Source organism: Mobilicoccus sp. (genome assembly GCF_032060985.1).
GTDB lineage: Bacteria > Actinomycetota > Actinomycetes > Actinomycetales > Dermatophilaceae > Mobilicoccus.
In genome coordinates, this window is sequence record NZ_DAMBGD010000001.1 from 1 (window position 1) to 15716 (window position 15716).

Sequence of the window (15716 nt, forward strand, 5' to 3'; positions counted from 1 at the left end):
CCCGCAAGATTCACCACCGAAACAGACCACAGAATCGCGACGGTGGATCAAGGCTCAGGCGTAGTGGGCGTCGAACGGGCGCAGCGCCTCGGTGGCCTGCCCCCCTCGCTCTGTGGGCACCCACGCGCCGGTGAGGATCTTCTCGAGCTTGGTGCGGTAGTCGCGGTAGGCGGCGACAGTCTCCTCGGTCGGGGCGGGGTAGGTGACGGGGGCGTCGGCATCGTGCAGTCCCGTCGCCAGCTCGGCCATGCTCGGCAGGTGGTAGTCGTACGGCAGGGTGGCGAACAGGTCGACGAAGAGCCGGATGAGCAGAAGGCGGAAGCGTTCGTCGGCGAAGCTGCCCTTGGCCTTCTGGAAGTGCCGGTAGGTCGCGATGACGTAGTTGAAGTGGACGATGCCCTCCTCGTCCTCCTGCAGCCCGATGCGTCGCTGGTCGGTGACCGCCTGAGGATGCAGCGTGATGTCGAAGACGTGGCTCTCGCCCATGAGCTCGGACTCGTGACCCATGTGCATGTGCGGCGGGAACGATCGGATCCAGTCGCGGCGGGCGCACTGCTCCCAGGTGGCGACGATGGACAGGCCCTTCTCGCGGTACCACTCGTCCCACACCGGGCTGACACCTGAGACGTAGAGGTCGTCGTCACGCGTCCTGCGGTACCGGTCGTCGAGGGCGCCGGGGCGGCAGAGGAAGAGGTCGGCGTCATGGAGCACGATGTGCGACCCCCGGGCGGCGCTGACGCCCGTGATGAGCTGGATGCCGTAGTTGTGGAACGGATTCTTGAGCGCGGGCAGCGCATGACGCTCGGGACGCGGGAACAGCCGTGTCGACAGGTCGCCCTCCCACGTCGGACGGGCGCGTTCGACGACCGCCGTGATCTCCTTGGTGGGGCGGTCGGGGACGACGATCGTCTCGACGCGGTGCGCGCTCTCCTGCGTCGCGCACGTGGAGAGCGCCAGTTCGAGGAACACCGGCAGGTCGCCGGGGACCGGCATGAGCAGGCTGTAGCCGTCGACCGCCGGCGCGGCGGGCGGCCAGTGGGCGAAGCGGGCGGTCCAGTAGGTCGAGCCGAGTGACATGGTGTCCTCCTGCGCCCGGTGGGGGCGTCGATGGTCGTCTCCGTGGTCGGTTCCGGGGCTTCTGCGGGTCGTGCTCGTCGCGAGCTCGTGCTCGTCCGAGGGGCGACGGTCGCGCGGCCGGGCCGCGGACACGTGCGCGTCGCACCCCACCCTATGCGGGCGAATCCTGCACGGACGTCAGCAGATCGAGCATGGCGTGGGAGGCGGCGGAGGGGGTGAACTCGGCCACGACGGCGGCCCGTCCCGCCTCCCCGAGGGCGCGACGTCGGTCGGGGTCGGCCGCGAGCGCGGCGAGGGCATCGGCCAACAGATCGGCTCGCCCGGGGGCGACGACGTGCCCGTGCACCCCGTCGACGACGAGTTCCTCGATCCCCGTGATGCGGGTGGTGACGACCGGAGCCTGCGTGGCGAGGGCCTCCATGAGGACGACGGGCAGGCCCTCCTGGAAGCTGGGCAGGCAGAACACGTCGCACCAGTGGTACTGCGCGAGCATGTCGTCCTGCCCCACCGGGCCGACGAGAGTGACGAGGTCGGTGAGGCCGAGTTCGTCGATGCGCCGGCGCAACACCGTCTCGAGCTCGCCGCCACCGACGAAGCGGACCTCGACGTCGATCCCGCGCCCGCGGAGCAGGGAGACCGCCTCCAGCAGCACCGGGCCGCCCTTCTCGGGGACGAGACGACCGACGTCGAGGATGCGCAGAGGGCCGGAGTCGCGTCCCTGTCGCCCGTCCGCCGGTGGGACGTAGACGTCGGGGTCGACCGACATCCGCACCAGCCGCATCTTGTCCCAGTGCTCGGGGCCGACGAGCCGCATGAGCTGGCTGCGGCAGAAGTCGCTGATGCAGGCGATGGCGTCGGCGCTCTCGACCTTGGCGGCGAGGTCGACCTCCGCCACGCGCTCGAACTCCGTGGGCCCGTGCATGGTGAGCGACCAGCGCCACCCGGCGTCCGGACCGTCGACGAGCCGACCGATGTGGACGGCGAGGCGGGCCACGTCGGCGGAGACGTTGGCGAAGTGCACGTGGACGTGACGCAGCCCGCGGGCGCGCATGTGGTGCCAGAGCAGCACCGACTCGGCGAAGTAGAAGCCCTGCCAGAGGCGGGCCCGCGCAGTCGTGTCGCCGCTGCGTGCCGCCCGTCCGAGCGTCGCGAACCAGGCCTTGGGCGCCAGGCGCAGCAGCTCGGCGTGGGCGCGGGGGTAGTCCCGTCGCACGTCGTCGATGAGGACGGGTGTGCGGGCCGCCTCGCGGCGCATGAGCTCCGACCGCTGTTCGGACTCCGGGCACGGACGCACGCTGAACGTGTGGACCTCGACGCCGCGCTCGCGCAGGGCCTGGATCTCGCGCTCGATGAACGTGTGCGAGATCGCCGGGTACTTGCTCACGAGGTAGGCGACGCGGACGGCGGGCGCGGGGGCAGGGGGGGTGGTCATCTCGAACTCCTGGTCCTGGGTGTCCTGGTGTCCTGGGGGATCGCCGTCAGCGGGTCGAGTCGTCGCGGTGCCAGACGGTGCCGGTCGTCCGGCCCGCGTCCGATGCGGCGCGTCGGCGGGCGAGGCCGACGACGCCGGCGTAGATCGCGACACCCGGGGCCATCAGCGGTCGGCGGCGGACGATGTCGAGCAGCGCCCGCGACGTGGAGCCGGTGGTGCTCGAGAAGTCGGCGTCGCCGTTCCGCGCCACCTCGTCGACGGTGGTCGCGGCGAGTTCGGCGTTGCCGCGGGCGATGCGGGTGCGCACCTTGAGCAGGTTGCGCAGATCCCGAGGCGCCCGGACGACGAAGTGCCCGGGAGTGGTCACCCGTTCCCGTGGCGAGAACAGTCGTTGGATGAACAGGTCGTCGGCCTGCAGGCGCGGGAACTCGGCGAAGCGTGCGCGGCCCGCGGCCGAGAGTGCGTACACGCCGAGACCGATGAGGCCCGACCGCACGTACGGCGTCTCGCGGTAGACCTCGTAGAACCGGCGCACCCCCCAGGAACAGTCGTCGGTCGCGAACCGCACCGAGGGTGCCGCGACCAGCGCCTCGTCGGTCGTGAGTGCCGCGATCATCCCCTCGAGCGAGCCCGGCCCGAGCTCGATGTCGGCGTCGAGGAAGATGCGGGGGAACACGTGAGCCGCGGCGTCGCCCTCGGTGAGGGCGTTCGCCTTCGAGGGGGTCGCGATGTCGAGCACCCGCACCCCGGGGAAGGTCCGGGCCACGGCGACCGTGTCGTCCGTGCAGCCGTTCGCGGCGACGACGATCTCGAGCGGCGGTGCGCCCGGCGCGGTGAGGGCGGTGAGGCACCGGGCGATCACGCGACCCTCGTCGTAGGCCGGGATGACGACGGAGGCGACGGGTCGGGGTTCGAGCGGAGTGCTGTCCGGCCGCTGCGCCGAGGGTGGGACGTCGGTCATGAGTCGCCCTTCCGCCCGACCGTGGCCTGGATCTTCGCGTCTCGTGAGCGCCACAGGCGAGCCGCGGCGGGCACCCGCCCGACGCTCGCCGCGCGGAGACGGAGTCGGCGGTCTCCCGGCATGAGGGCCGACGCGCTGCGGTACAGCCGTCCGGCCTCGGCGTCGTTCCCTGTGCGCAAGGCGGCGTCGGCCCGACCACGCAGGGTCCACGGCGATCCGGCGGCGAGGCGCCGGGCGAGGTACTCACGCTCCTCCGGGCGCAGGCGGTCCCGGTGGTTCTCCTCGAAACGGACGAGGAGGGCGTTCTCGGCCTCGATCATCCGCTCGGAGTTCGAGGACATCGATCCGGCGCTCCACCGGTAGAGCGCGACGGGCTGCTTGACGTAGACGATCTCGACGTCGGCGTGGGCGAGACGCATCCACAGGTCCCAGTCCTCGATCACACGCAACGAGTCGTCGAACCCGCCGATCTCGTCGAAGAGCGATCGGGGCAGGAGGGAGAACACCGACGCGAAGTTGCGCTGCAGGATCTCCAGCCTCTGCCGGTGGGCCGGCGGGTACTCGGACATGACCGTGGTGCGGCGAGGGTTGATTCCCTCGGAGGTGAGGGGATAGGCGTTGCCCGTCACGGCCCGGCGGCCCGCTCCGGCGGCGTGGTAGGCCGCCAGCATCGTCTCGATGGCCGGGGGCAGGAGCTCGTCGTCGGAGTCGCAGAAGGCGAGGAACTCGCCCGTCGCGGCGGCGGCCCCGGCGTTGCGCGCCGAGGCGCACCCCCCGTTGCTCTTCTCGACGAGTCGGATACGGTCGCCGTACGCCCGGGCGACCGCTGCGGTGTCGTCGGGGGAACCGTCGTCGACGACGACGACCTCGATGTCGGGATGGGTCTGGGTCAGGGCGCCGGTGACAGCGCCTCCGAGGGTGGCCGCCGCAGCGTAGGCGGGGATGACGATGCTCACCCGGGGACGTGAGGGGCGTTGAATTCCCATGTGCCCCATCTTGCCCCGCCTGTCGGGCAGGAACACGCCCGCCCCGTAGACTGCGAACGGCTCCGAGCCCCAGGCCCTCCCCGAGGGGACCGACACCGTCGATGAGAGGGATCACGAACGCATGACCGAAGGGCTGTCGACGACGGACCCCCAACCGTCGCCCCAACCGTCCCGCGGGATGGTCCGCACCCTCGTCAGCGGCACCTCATGGCAGGCGCTGGCGCAGGTCGCGCCGCTCATCATCAACCTGGTGCTCACCCCGTACACCATCCACGGCCTCGGCCTGGACGTCTATACGGTCTTCCTGCTCGTCAACTCCATCCAGGCGATGATGAGCACCTTCAACGGCGGCATCGGGCCGAGCGTCCAGCGCTACCTCACGATTTACGCCGGCCGCGACGACCGAGAAGCCACGACCCGACTCGTCACCACCATGTCGGTGATCGTCCTGGGCATCGTGGCCGTCGTCCTCACGGCCTTCTTCCTGCTGGTCCCCGTGATCATCGGCTTCTTCCCCGTCTTCGCGGCCGATGCCTCGGGCTCGGTGTTCCTCCTCTTCACCCAGATCGCCCTCATCGGCCTCATGCAGGTTCGAGGGCTCTTCCAGTCGGTGATCTTCGCCCGCCAGAAGTTCGCGTTCGTCAGCATCGCGATCCTCGTCGCCCACGCGATCTACACGGTCGGGATCATCGTCACCGTCGAGACCGGGGCAGGGCTCCGAGGCATCGCCTGGATCTTCATCGCCCAACAGGTCGTCGGCACGGTCATCATCGTCCCGCCGGCGTTCCGGTACCTCAGCCGCTCCGGGCTCGGCTTCATCGACCGGGCGCTGCTCATGGAGTTCGGTGGGTACGCGTGGAAGGTGCAGATCTCCAGCTGGCTCGACGTGCTCACCCAGCAGGCCGACCTGCTCATCGTGTCCAAGCTGCGGGGTGCCGAGGCCGGCATCTTCGGCCCCGGTCAGACCTTCGCCCAACAGCTGCGGATGCTCCCGATGAACGCCATCGGGCCCATGCTCGTGCTCGTCGGGCGCTCGGTGGGGGAGAAGGGCGAGAAGGGCGCCGTCGCGGACTACGAACGGTTGCAACGGCTCTGGACCATCGCGGTCACCGGATGGGTGGCCACCGGCGCACCCGCCGCGTACTTCGGCGTCGTCGCGTGGCTGCACCTGGGGACCGATCTCCCCGGCCGGGTCGCCTCCATCCTGCTCTTCGGGCACCTCTTCGCCCTGCTCATGCGTGCCCCCATCCTCTGGTGCCTCGCGTTGCGACGCCCCGGGCTCGACGTCACCCAGGGGCTCGTCTTCCTCGTTCTCAAGATCATCCTCACGATCGGTCTCGCCATCCCCTTCGGCGCGATCGGTGTGGCCGTGGGGACCTGCGTGTCGCAGCTCGGAGCCGCGCTGTGCCTCTCCTGGCTCGTGCGCACGCGTCTCGACACGACGGTGAGCAGCTACTGGCGTCAGATCCCCGTCGGGCACGCGCTCGTCTGTGCCCTGATCTCGGGTGTCTCGACCTGGGGGATGAGTCTCCTCGTCGGCCCCGTGATCCCCAACGGAGCGCTCGGCCTCCTCGCCTGTGGTCTGGCGGCCGGGCCCGCCCTGTTCATCTATCTCGTCTCCGTCCTCGGTGTCCAGACCACGAAGGACCTCGTCAAGCGAAGGGGAAGGCTCGCATGAACGGCGTGACCCCGGCCCGGCGCGCGAGCAGGGCGCGTCTCCTCGTCGCCTCCGCCGTCCTCCTCGCCCTGGCCTCCTGCGGCGGCCCGGCCCCCACACCTGGCCCGACGACCCCGCCCGTCGAGGACACGCCTCCCTCGCGGATCTTCGGAGACGCCCCGGAGAACCCGTTCCTCGTCGACGTGGAGCACCGTCCGCGGCACCGGTTCTCCGACTACTGGATGAAGAACATCACCGGCCAGATCGCCGCCAACGCCGGTGCCGTGCCGATCAACACCGGGCACTTCAACCCCAGCTTCTACGTCGCCGATGCCGCGACTCCCACCGTCCGGGTGGGCTACCACAACTGCCAGGACAAGGAGGGGACCCCACCCGGGCTGTACGACGGCCCCCGGCACTTCGTCGACGTGCCTGTGCCCGCCGAGGCCCGACCGGCCAAGGGCACCGACGGGAACCTCTCCATCTGGTCGCCGTCGCGCGACCAGTTCTGGGAGTTCTGGATCATGCGACGCGCTGCGGACGGCGGGTGGGAGGCCTGCTGGGGTGGCCGCATCGACCACGTCTCGACCTCACAGGGCACGTTCCCCGCGCCCTACGGCGCGTCGGCCTCCGGCCTCGCCACGGTCGGGTCGATGATCACGCTCGACGACGCCCGACGGGGCCGCATCGACCACGCGATGACGATCGGCCTCAAGGCCGTGGCGCAGGAGCAGACCTTCGTCCCGCCCGCGAACCGCAGCGACGGCAAGGACACCGGGCAGAGTGCGGTCCCGATGGGAACCCGGCTCCGCCTCGACCCCCATGTCGACGTCGAGGGCCTGGACCTCACCCCACTCGGCAAGGCCGTCGCGCGGGCGGCCCAGCAGTACGGCTTCATCGTGAGCGAGACCTCGGGGGTGGTCGCGGTCGGCGCGGAGAGCGGGGAGCGCGAGAAGCGGGAGACCGGCAAGGATCCGTGGGCATCCGTCCTCGGTGACGTGCCCGACTACCAGCAGCTGCGCAACTTCCCCTGGGACCGGGTGGAGGTCGTCGCCGAGAGCGGATGAGTCGCGACCGGCGACGGCCGGGATCGTGACGCGGGGCGTCGTGACGGAGGGTGTCAGCCGCGACGACCGACGACGCGCGCGGGCGAGCCGGCGACGACGCTGTTCGCCTCCACCTCGCCCCGGACCACGGAGTTCGCGGCGACCACGCAGCCGTCGCCGATGCGAGCGCCGGGCAGCACCACGACCCCTGCGCCCAGCCACACATCGTCCCCGATGACGACTCCGTCGCCGACCCACTCCTGGTCGACGATCGGGACTCCGGGGGCGATGCGGTGATTGGACCCGACGATCGTCACGTGCTGGCTGATGAGGCAGGCGCGGCCGATCGTGATGGGCGCACCCGCGCACCGGATGTTGTTGAACTCGCCGATGTACGTGCGGTCCCCGACCTCGAGTCGGCCACCCGACAGGCCGCCGCCGTCGCCCACGTAGACGACCGTGGGCCCGGCGATCGTCACGTCCCGGCCGAGCCGGGTGCGGCCGAGCTCGCCGCCGAACTTGACGTCGGAGCCGATCGTCGCCTGTGGGAAGGCGCGGCGTAGTCGCTCACGGGCGAGGGCACCGTCCCGGAGCGACCGGGCGAGGTCCTTCAACGACATGGGGACTCCTGCGGGGAGAGGACGGGGGCGTCCTGCAGGCCAGGTGTGCCTGAGACGAGTCGGGCGTGTGCGTAACCGGTGATCGTCCACAGCACGAGGGCGGGGAAGGGATAGGAGTTGGGGCTGGTCAGACAGACGACCAGCCATACGGAGAAGCACGCGAGGACGAGCATGCGCCACACCTCCGGCTCCCCGCGCCGACGATGTCCCAGCACGGCCACCGGTCCGGTGAGGAGGGCCAGGCAGAAGAGCACCAGCGCAGGCACGCCGAGCTCGGCGCCTCGGGAGAGGAACACGTTGTGCACCTCGATGTCGACGTTCGTAAGGGGTCGATCCTCGTCCTGGCTCACCCAGTAACGGCCCTCCTTGGCGAACTGCTGCCACCCGATCCCGGTGAGGGGGTGGTCCTCCATGATGGCGACCGCCGCCGCATTCGTGTTCTGCCGGTCCCACAGCGAGCGGGACGTCCCGCCGCGCTCGGTGATGTCGGCGACCACCGTGGGAAAGGCCAACGCGGCCGCCGTCGCGAGCACCACGCAGCCCCCGATCATCGCAGGCACCCATCGCCAGAGGCTGCGGGTGGAGGCGACGACGCCGACGACGCCGATCGCCACCCCGAGCCACACGGACCGGGTCATCGAGAGCACGGTCGCCACGAGGCACAGGGGTGCCACGATCGCGGCGATCGTGCGCCACCGACCCTGGACGAGACGAGCGAGGGCGAAGGCGGCGAATCCGCACATCGCGAGCGCCATCCCGTTGGGTTCACCGGACACGAAGGGGCCGCCCGCACGCTGGATCTCCTGGGGGTACTCGGTGAGTCTCTCGATCTTCACCGCCGGGATGTACCGAGGCAGGATCAGCGAATACAGGCGGGCCGCCTCGAGGAAGGTGACGACCGACAGGTAGGCCCCGACGAGCGTGAGGGTCTGCAGGAGACGCCGGCGTCGGAGGGGCGTCGCCAGGAGCGCCGGTGCGGTGGCGAACAGGACGAAGGGGACGATCAGCCGATCCAGGAGCGCGAACATCGCGTTCGTCTCCAGCAGGTTCCCGTGGGTCCACGCGGAGAGGATGCCGATCAGCGCGAGGAGTGCCATCGCCCAGTGCGGAGCGTGCATGCGCAGCCGCGGTGGGCCCGGGCTGAGCACGACGAGGAGGACGGCGGCGGCGAGGAGCAGCCGGTCGGGCCCGACGGGCAACCCCATGCGTGAGGAGAAGCCCGAGAAGATGTTGAAGGCCAGACCGATGAGGAGACACCAGACGGCGACGGGCAGGCGCTCCGTCGAGGCACCCGGTCGCCGCGCCCGGGCACGCGCGTCGTCCTCGGGCCGCTCCTGCCCGAGGACGGTCGACCCGCTCAGCGGCCTCACCGGCGGCGCAGCCCCGCGCGTCGTTGACCGCCCACCCGACCGTGGCCGTCGGCCGGGGGCTGGTCCCAGAGGTCGGCGGACGACTCCGAGTCGGGCGACCCCGACGGTGTCTCGCGGGACTCCGGGGACGAGCTCACGCGGCCCGATCCCGGCGTCTCGTCACGACGCCTGGCCCGTCGGTCCCGGAGGGAGGCGAGCGCGACCCCCAGCGCTAGACCGGCGCCGAGCCCGAGAAGCCCCCACCGCTGCAGGCGGGAGGTGACGCCGTCACCCGTCGCGGCCGCCGGCGAGATGACCTTGAGCTGTGAGATCCCCATGGTGTCGGCGTAGAGCCGCTTGTAGAGCTCGCCGTTGCCCTCCTGGATGAGCTGCAGCTCAGCGAGCTTCGTCCGGGCGTCGTTCAGCTCCCGCGTCGCCTTCGCGACGGTGGCGTCGCTGCCGCTTCCCCGCACCCGGCCGTAGGCGGACTCGGCCTCGGAGACCGCCGCCTGAGCAGCGGCGACCTTGGGGGCGAGCTCCTGGAAGGAGGCGTAGGCCTTCTGCGGGTCGCGCTGGCCCTGGGTCTCCTTGGCCACGGCGACCAGGTGGTCGGCCACCTTCTGCGCCCCGGCGACTGCCGCGGCCTGGTCGGGGCTCTGCGTCTCGATGCGGATCACGGCCGTCTCCGGGACGGGCGTCGCCTCCAGCGAGGTGACACCGGGGGTCGCCCACTCCCCGGACGTCGCGTTGTTCTGCACCCACCGCGCGTAGTTGGCGGCCAGATCCCGCGACGCGAGCGGGAAGCCGGCGATGGCGTAAGCGTTGTCGCTGTCGGGCGCCACGGCCAGACGGGCCTCCGCCCGGTAGCCGACGGGGGCCAGCCACGCGGCTCCGAGGCCGAGCAGGAGGCCGACGAGGGCCAGCGACACCGTGAGGCGCCAACGGTGCAGGGCGGAGGTGAGGGGGCCGGGAGCGTCGAGGCGATCGGGCCGTTCCTGCGAAGTCGTCACGGATCTCCTTGAGCTTCAGGTGGAAAGCGAACGAGCCTAGCGGGTTTCGATCCTAACGGCCGACCGGGTCGGCCTCCGCACCGCTGCGGTGACAGGGGGGACGCATGCGCGGAGAGTCATCGTGGGTGTGCGCTACGGTCGGGTCGTTCGCCCGGTGGCGGCGCGTCACCCACTACCGGCAGCGTCGACACGCAAGGAACGAGGCTCCGTGCGCATCATCATCGTCACGGCCGGGTGTGACCGGCATGGCTTCAGTGAGACGTTGGTCGGCTACCGCTGGGTGAGTCGACTCTCGGAGAGGCACGAGGTCACCCTGCTCAACTACCGCCGTCGTGCGGAGTCCCCGGTCGCCCCGCACCTGCCGGGCACCCGGGTGGTGGAGTGGGTCGAGCCGCCGGGACTCGAGCGGGTCGAGCGCTTCAACACGATGGCCCGGCCGAGCTACCCCTGGTTCCTCGTGCGAGCCCGTGCCTGGATCGACCGGGCCGTGGCCCGCGGCGAACGCTTCGACGTGGGGTTGCAACCGGTGCCGGTGGCGTTGCGGTATCCCTCGCCGCTCACCGGCACCGGCGTGCCGTACGTCCTCGGGCCGCTCGGAGGAAGCCTCGACGACCCGGGCGGCTTCGGCAGTGAGGACACGTCGCCCTGGTTCGTGGGGCTGCGGCGGCTCGACGATCTCCGTCTGCGGCACGACCCCGTCCTGCGCCGCAGCTTCTCACAGGCGGCCTGCGTCATCGGGATCGCCGATTACGTCGGTGATCTCCTCGGCCCGGTGCCGCTGCGGCGGTACGAGTCCATGCCCGACACGGCCCTCGACGCGCTACCCGTCCCGGAGCCGCGGCCCGCCGACCACGAGGCCGACGCCCCGGTCCGGTTGCTGTTCGTCGGCCGGGTGGTCCGCACGAAGGGGGTGCGCGACGCGGTGCGCGCCATGGCCCATCTTCGTGACCTGCCCGTCGTGCTCGATGTCGTCGGTGACGGGCACGACCGCGAGCACTGCGAGGAGGTGGCGCGTGAGCTCGGGCTCGAGGGTCGCGTCGTCTTCCACGGCATGCAGAGCCGCACGGAGGTCGACCGCTTCTACCGGCGCGCCGATGTGTTCGTCTTCCCCAGCTACCGCGAGGCCGGGGGGACGGTGACGTTCGAGGCGTTGGGCCATGGGCTCCCGATGATCGTCGCCGACCGCGGAGGCCCCGCCTTCGCCGTCGACGACACGTGCGGGGTACGCGTCACGCCGACCTCACCGGAGGACTACGCCCAGCAGATCGCCGCGGCCGTGCGCCCGATGGTGGAGGACCCCCCGCTGCGGCGACGCCTGTCGATCGGTGCTCGGGCACGCGCGGAGGCGATCGGTACGTGGGACCGGAGGATCGAGCGGATGGAGTCCATCCTCACGGACGCGGCGGCGGAAGGCCCGGCGGCCCGTCGGCGGGGCTGATCCTCACGAGGGGGCGTGACCCGCCACCACCCTCGCGGTCAGGCCTTTCCGTCGAAGAAGCGCATCGCGCCGTCGATGTGGGCGAACCAGTACTCCGTGCCGTGGCCCCCCTGATCGAAGGTGGTGAGCGCGCGCGGGAGTGCGTCGGCGAACTTCTTGTTGGCGGCGAAGAAGGGATCCTGCCTGCCACAGGCCATCCAGATGGCGAGTGGGAGATAGCGCTCGGTGTGGTGCAGGGGTGAGTGGCGGTCGAAGTCCTCCTTGCCGTCGAACGCGACCTCGTCCACGTAGGCGGCGTCGGTGGCGAGGGCGGCGGAGATGGTGGACACGCCCATGAGACGCGCCGCGGGGATCTGCAGCGCCAGGTGGAGCGCGCCGAACCCCCCCATCGAGATGCCGGTGAGTCCGAGCCGCTCGGTGGGGGCGCCCTCCTTCTCGATCACCGGGAGGAGATCCTCGAGCACCATTCGCCCGGTGTCGGAGCCGTCCTTGCGTGGGTGCCACCAGCTCTTGCCGCCGTCGACGGCGGCGATGGCGAGGCCCAGCTCGTCGGCGTACGGCCCGACCTTGAGACCGTCGAACCAGTCGGAGACCGACCCGCCGAGCGCGTGCAGGGCGAGGATCGTGCCGGTCGCCGGGCGCGTCGTGGGGAGCGCGAGGCGCCACGTGGGTTTCTCGGTGGCCCCGAGCCGGGTGTCCAGCGTCCCGTGCCGCAGATCGGGCTGCGTCGTGGGCAGGGAGGGGGTCGCCGTCGGGGTGGGGGCGGGCGGCGTCGGGCGGCCGGCCGCACATCCTGCCAGGGCCAGCGCACCCACGCCCGCCGCGCATCGGACGAAGTCTCGGCGGGAGAGGGGCTGCATGCCGTCGAGCCTAGGGCAGCCCGCGCGCGTGGCCTCCCTCGACCTCCGTTCGGCCCGTGCCGTGTTCGGCCACCGGGTCGACCATCGTCCGCGTGGGAGCCTCGGCGAGGGCATCGGCCACCTCGAGGATCTGCGGGTCTGCGCCTGCCGGCATCTTGCGCACGAAGGGGGCGCCCGTCGCGGCGAGCTCCCGCACGAGTGCGGGGGTGAGCCAATCCGGGCTCGGGGCCTCGGGTGCGAAGTGCGCGGCCGTCGTCGGCGCCTCCCGCACGGTGTCGGCGTGGGCCGTGCACAGACTCTGGAGGGCGATCTCGTCGGGGACGAGCACCGTGCGGAGGAAGTCGACCCGCTCCGAGCCCGTGGCGAGTTCGTCGAGCGCGGCCGTGAGCGTCGGGCGACGCACCGTCATCCACTGACTGGCCTTGACGAGGAAGGGCGGACGCGCGGCGTCCCGTCGCGGTCTCCGCACCCAGTAGTGGCGCGGCCCGGTCCGGTCGAGGCGGTAGATGTCGACCCAGGGCGAGAGCAGTCGCGAACCTCGACTCACGACACCGCTCGCCAGGCGTTCGAGAAGGGGAGGGCCGGGGACCCGCACCACGAACGAACTCCACGTGTACTCCCACGTCTGCGGCTTGGCGGGCATGGGATCCAGGACCACGTCGGCATGGCCCGCCTGCAGGCCCTCCTCCCAGGCGGCGAGGTCACGCACGGGATAGTCCTGGCCGGAGATGACGGAGAACCAGTCCGCGTCGCTCTCCCGGAGCGCGAAGCTCAGCGCCTCGCGGGCGGCGTCGACGAGTGACCAGTCGCCCCAGCGAACGGGGAGCCGACTCTGCAGGGGGATCGCCCCTTCGGCGCGCAACGCCTCGGGGGAGACGAGATCGCGTGCGTCGAACCGGACGACGACGTCGGCCTCCGGGCTCAGGGCCCGGATGCGGCGCACGAGACGCACCAGCCCGTCGGGGTCGGTGTGGGCGAGAACGACGTAACAGGCGCTCATCGGCGCTGCCCGGAGGCGTCACGGCCCTCGGCCTCGTCGTCGCGCTCGGCTCTCGCAGCGGCGGTTCGGGCGGCGGCTGCGGCAGCCGCGGCAGCGGCGGCCGCCTGTGCGGAGGTCGCAGCGAGCGTCGCCGGGTCGTCCTCGTAGGTCACGTGGGCGAAGCGTGGGTCGTTCGCCATCGAGAACTGATAGACGCTCCGGATCTTGTGGTAGGAGCCGGGGCTGAGCGTGACGGGCTTTCCCAGCAGGGCGGCGGCGATGCCGATGTGGAGGCGGTCGGTCCGCACCCGGGAGTACCACGAGACCACCGACAGGAGCAGCGCGGCCGAGCGCTCGTTCGACGCCCGGTCGAGGGTGCCGCGGTCGGCGAGCAGGGAGAGATCGTCCCGGCGCCGGCGCGTCCGTTCGGCGTCGCTGCGCTCGTCGTCGGTCCGCCAGGCCTCGAGGGTGGCGCCGGCGAGGCCACGAGCGCGATGGCGGGCGAACGCCACCGCGCGACGCACGTCGTCGACGCGTGCAGGCGGTCGCACCAGCACGCCCTTCATGGCGAGGGCCGGGTCGAGGTGGAAGGCCATGTCGTGGTCGAGCGCGGTGCGGGCCTTCACCCCGATGGCCGCCGCGTGGGCAGCGCTGCGCCGCTCCCGGACGAACAGGAGGTCTCGTGGGCGCAACAGCGACAGGGCCTCCTCCTGGCCTTCGATCGTCTGGGGGAGGAGAAGAAGGTCGTGTTCACCCTGGGTGAGGGCGGCCAGCGTGCGGGCGCCGATGTCCCACACCGAGGAGAGCGCCCCTCCACCGGCGAGGATGACGAGGTCACCGGCGTCGACGCCATCGAGGTCGAGACGGCCCCCGGTGATCTCGGTGTAGGTGAGGCCGAGCCGGTCGGCGAGGTGGTAGAAGCCGACGTTGATGAGAGCGTCGCCGCCGTTGCCGACCTCGGGGCGGTAGTGGATTCGGCGGCCCGACTCGCGGGCCTCGGTCAGGGCGTCGACGACGGTGGTCATGGCAGGGCTCCCTCGGGTTCTGTTGCGCCAGCTGCTGATTCCTTCGGTCCTGCAAGCTGACCCAAGGATAGCTGGGAGTCCGGGCTTCCCTTGACCGCCTGGTTGCCCGAGGCCCGGCTCGCCACCGGTGGACGGGTGTGCCGGGAGTGGCCTCCCGTAGGATCGCGGAAGTCGACAGGCGTCTCCGAGGAGGCGCAGGGGAACGGAGAGGGCGAGCGGATGACGGCGTCAGAAGTGCTGGCCGACGCGCGGGGCGAGCACGGTCGGGCATCGGCTCCGACGGTGAGCATCGTCGTTCCCGTCTATCAGTCGGAGAAGACACTGGGGGCGACCCTCTCGGGCGCCCTGACTCAGACCTACCCCGACGTCGAGGTCGTCGTGTGCCTCGACGGGCCGACCGATCGCAGCGAGGCCATCGTGGACGCCTACGGCGACGAGGTCGTCGTGGTGCGCCAGGAGAACGCCGGCCTGTCCGCGGCGCGAAACGCGGCCATCGAGGCGGCCGGTGGCGAGCTGATCACGCTGTGTGACGCCGACGACATCCTGTTGCCGCGGCACGTGGAGGCATCGGTGGACGTGTGGCTGCGGGGATCGCCGCGCTCGTTCGTCTCGGCGAACGGCTTGTTCCTCGGCCGGGAGGGCGTCACCGGTCGACGGGTCTTCGACCGCCCGCGGGCGGACCCGGCTCGCCAACGCATGGCGATGCTCGAGGGCAACATCGCGACGATCTTCTCGACCTTCCCCCGTCGCATGTGGGAGGAGCTCGGCGGGTTCTCGACCGCGCTGAACGCGATGGAGGACTACGACCTGTGGCTCCGGGCCGTGCTCAGCGGGTGGCAGTTGCGCTTCGTCGAGGAGCCCACGGCGTTGTACCGCCTCACGCCGGGGTCGATGTCCAGCGGTGCCGAACGGATGAACCGTGCCAATCACGACGTCCGCCGGCGTCTTGCCGAGTCGGGGATCCCCCTGGACGAGGAGGAGCAGGCGTTCCTGCAGAAGACGTTGGAGGGGGACTGGGCCGGGTACACCATCGGGGTGGCGGCCGACGCGCTCGCGGCCGGGGACACGGCCCGGGCCGCCGAGCTGTTGTCCCGTGCCGCCGACGTGTCACCCAGCGATCGCCGGCTGCGGCTCAAGGCCGAACTCCTGCGCCGCGTGCCCGTGACGGGCCGGTACTACCGGCGCGCCGAGCGACGTCGTCTCGAGGCCATGGCGAGGTAGGCGAACAGGCACGGCCGGGGTGCGTCCCGCGTCCGGTCCGGCGCGGCTCGCCGCC

The 15716-nt window shown here is 71.4% G+C and carries 14 protein-coding genes; 4 read left to right on the forward strand and 10 right to left on the reverse strand.

The features are described 5' to 3' along the window. Positions 1-54: 54 nt before the first annotated feature. From RT054_RS00005 to RT054_RS00020, 4 genes are all read right to left on the reverse strand, one after another. Positions 55-1077: a hypothetical protein gene (locus tag RT054_RS00005; protein ID WP_313021400.1), complete on the reverse strand. Its 1023-nt coding sequence runs from the start codon at positions 1075-1077 to the stop codon at positions 55-57. 151 nt (positions 1078-1228) lie between these two features. Continuing rightward, positions 1229-2509 (reverse strand): glycosyltransferase family 4 protein, encoded by a 1281-nt coding sequence (locus RT054_RS00010; RefSeq protein ID WP_313021403.1) that lies wholly within the window; start codon positions 2507-2509, stop codon positions 1229-1231. A gap of 46 nt (positions 2510-2555) precedes the next feature. Beyond that, positions 2556-3470 carry a glycosyltransferase family 2 protein gene (locus RT054_RS00015; protein WP_313021406.1) on the reverse strand — a complete coding sequence of 305 codons (915 nt, stop codon included), beginning with the start codon at positions 3468-3470 and terminating at the stop codon, positions 2556-2558. Next, a complete protein-coding gene (locus RT054_RS00020) occupies positions 3467-4456 on the reverse strand; it encodes a glycosyltransferase (protein ID WP_313021408.1) in 990 nt (329 codons plus the stop codon). Before RT054_RS00020 ends, RT054_RS00015 begins: the two co-directional genes overlap by 4 nt. Positions 4457-4577: 121 nt before the next feature. Between RT054_RS00020 and RT054_RS00025 the strand changes: the two genes are divergently transcribed. Together RT054_RS00025 and RT054_RS00030 are read left to right on the forward strand one after the other, a co-directional pair. Then, on the forward strand, positions 4578-6134 hold the full coding sequence (locus RT054_RS00025; RefSeq protein WP_313021410.1) for a hypothetical protein: 1557 nt from the start codon (positions 4578-4580) through the stop codon (positions 6132-6134). Further along, entirely contained in the window at positions 6131-7180 is a 1050-nt protein-coding gene (locus tag RT054_RS00030; protein ID WP_313021412.1) for a hypothetical protein, read from the forward strand. The genes RT054_RS00025 and RT054_RS00030 overlap by 4 nt, the downstream gene beginning before the upstream one ends. 53 nt (positions 7181-7233) lie before the next feature. Here RT054_RS00030 and RT054_RS00035 read toward each other — a convergent pair whose 3' ends face one another. Genes RT054_RS00035 through RT054_RS00045 form a run of 3 tightly spaced genes read right to left on the reverse strand, consistent with a single transcriptional unit; the run spans position 7234 to position 10138 of the window. Further along, positions 7234-7779, reverse strand: a complete 546-nt coding sequence (locus RT054_RS00035; RefSeq protein ID WP_313021414.1) for an acyltransferase — start codon at positions 7777-7779, stop codon at positions 7234-7236. Next, positions 7770-9149: an O-antigen ligase family protein gene (locus RT054_RS00040; RefSeq protein ID WP_313021415.1), complete on the reverse strand. Its 1380-nt coding sequence runs from the start codon at positions 9147-9149 to the stop codon at positions 7770-7772. Before RT054_RS00040 ends, RT054_RS00035 begins: the two co-directional genes overlap by 10 nt. After that, positions 9146-10138 carry a hypothetical protein gene (locus tag RT054_RS00045; RefSeq protein WP_313021416.1) on the reverse strand — a complete coding sequence of 331 codons (993 nt, stop codon included), beginning with the start codon at positions 10136-10138 and terminating at the stop codon, positions 9146-9148. Before RT054_RS00045 ends, RT054_RS00040 begins: the two co-directional genes overlap by 4 nt. A gap of 208 nt (positions 10139-10346) precedes the next feature. Between RT054_RS00045 and RT054_RS00050 the strand changes: the two genes are divergently transcribed. Further along, positions 10347-11576, forward strand: coding sequence for a glycosyltransferase family 4 protein (locus RT054_RS00050; RefSeq protein ID WP_313021417.1), 1230 nt, complete (start codon positions 10347-10349; stop codon positions 11574-11576). A gap of 38 nt (positions 11577-11614) precedes the next feature. Here RT054_RS00050 and RT054_RS00055 read toward each other — a convergent pair whose 3' ends face one another. The 3 genes from RT054_RS00055 to RT054_RS00065 are packed head-to-tail and all read right to left on the reverse strand — an operon-like array spanning position 11615 to position 14440. Next, positions 11615-12436 carry an alpha/beta hydrolase-fold protein gene (locus tag RT054_RS00055; protein ID WP_313021418.1) on the reverse strand — a complete coding sequence of 274 codons (822 nt, stop codon included), beginning with the start codon at positions 12434-12436 and terminating at the stop codon, positions 11615-11617. Positions 12437-12446: 10 nt separating this feature from the next. Then, on the reverse strand, positions 12447-13436 hold the full coding sequence (locus RT054_RS00060; RefSeq protein ID WP_313021419.1) for a beta-1,6-N-acetylglucosaminyltransferase: 990 nt from the start codon (positions 13434-13436) through the stop codon (positions 12447-12449). After that, positions 13433-14440, reverse strand: a complete 1008-nt coding sequence (locus RT054_RS00065) for a polysaccharide pyruvyl transferase family protein (protein WP_313021420.1) — start codon at positions 14438-14440, stop codon at positions 13433-13435. Before RT054_RS00065 ends, RT054_RS00060 begins: the two co-directional genes overlap by 4 nt. A 282-nt stretch (positions 14441-14722) precedes the next feature. Between RT054_RS00065 and RT054_RS00070 the strand changes: the two genes are divergently transcribed. Beyond that, the gene (locus RT054_RS00070; protein ID WP_313021421.1) at positions 14723-15661 is read left to right on the forward strand and encodes a glycosyltransferase; all 939 of its coding nucleotides are present in this window, start codon (positions 14723-14725) and stop codon (positions 15659-15661) included. Positions 15662-15716: the final 55 nt, after the last annotated feature.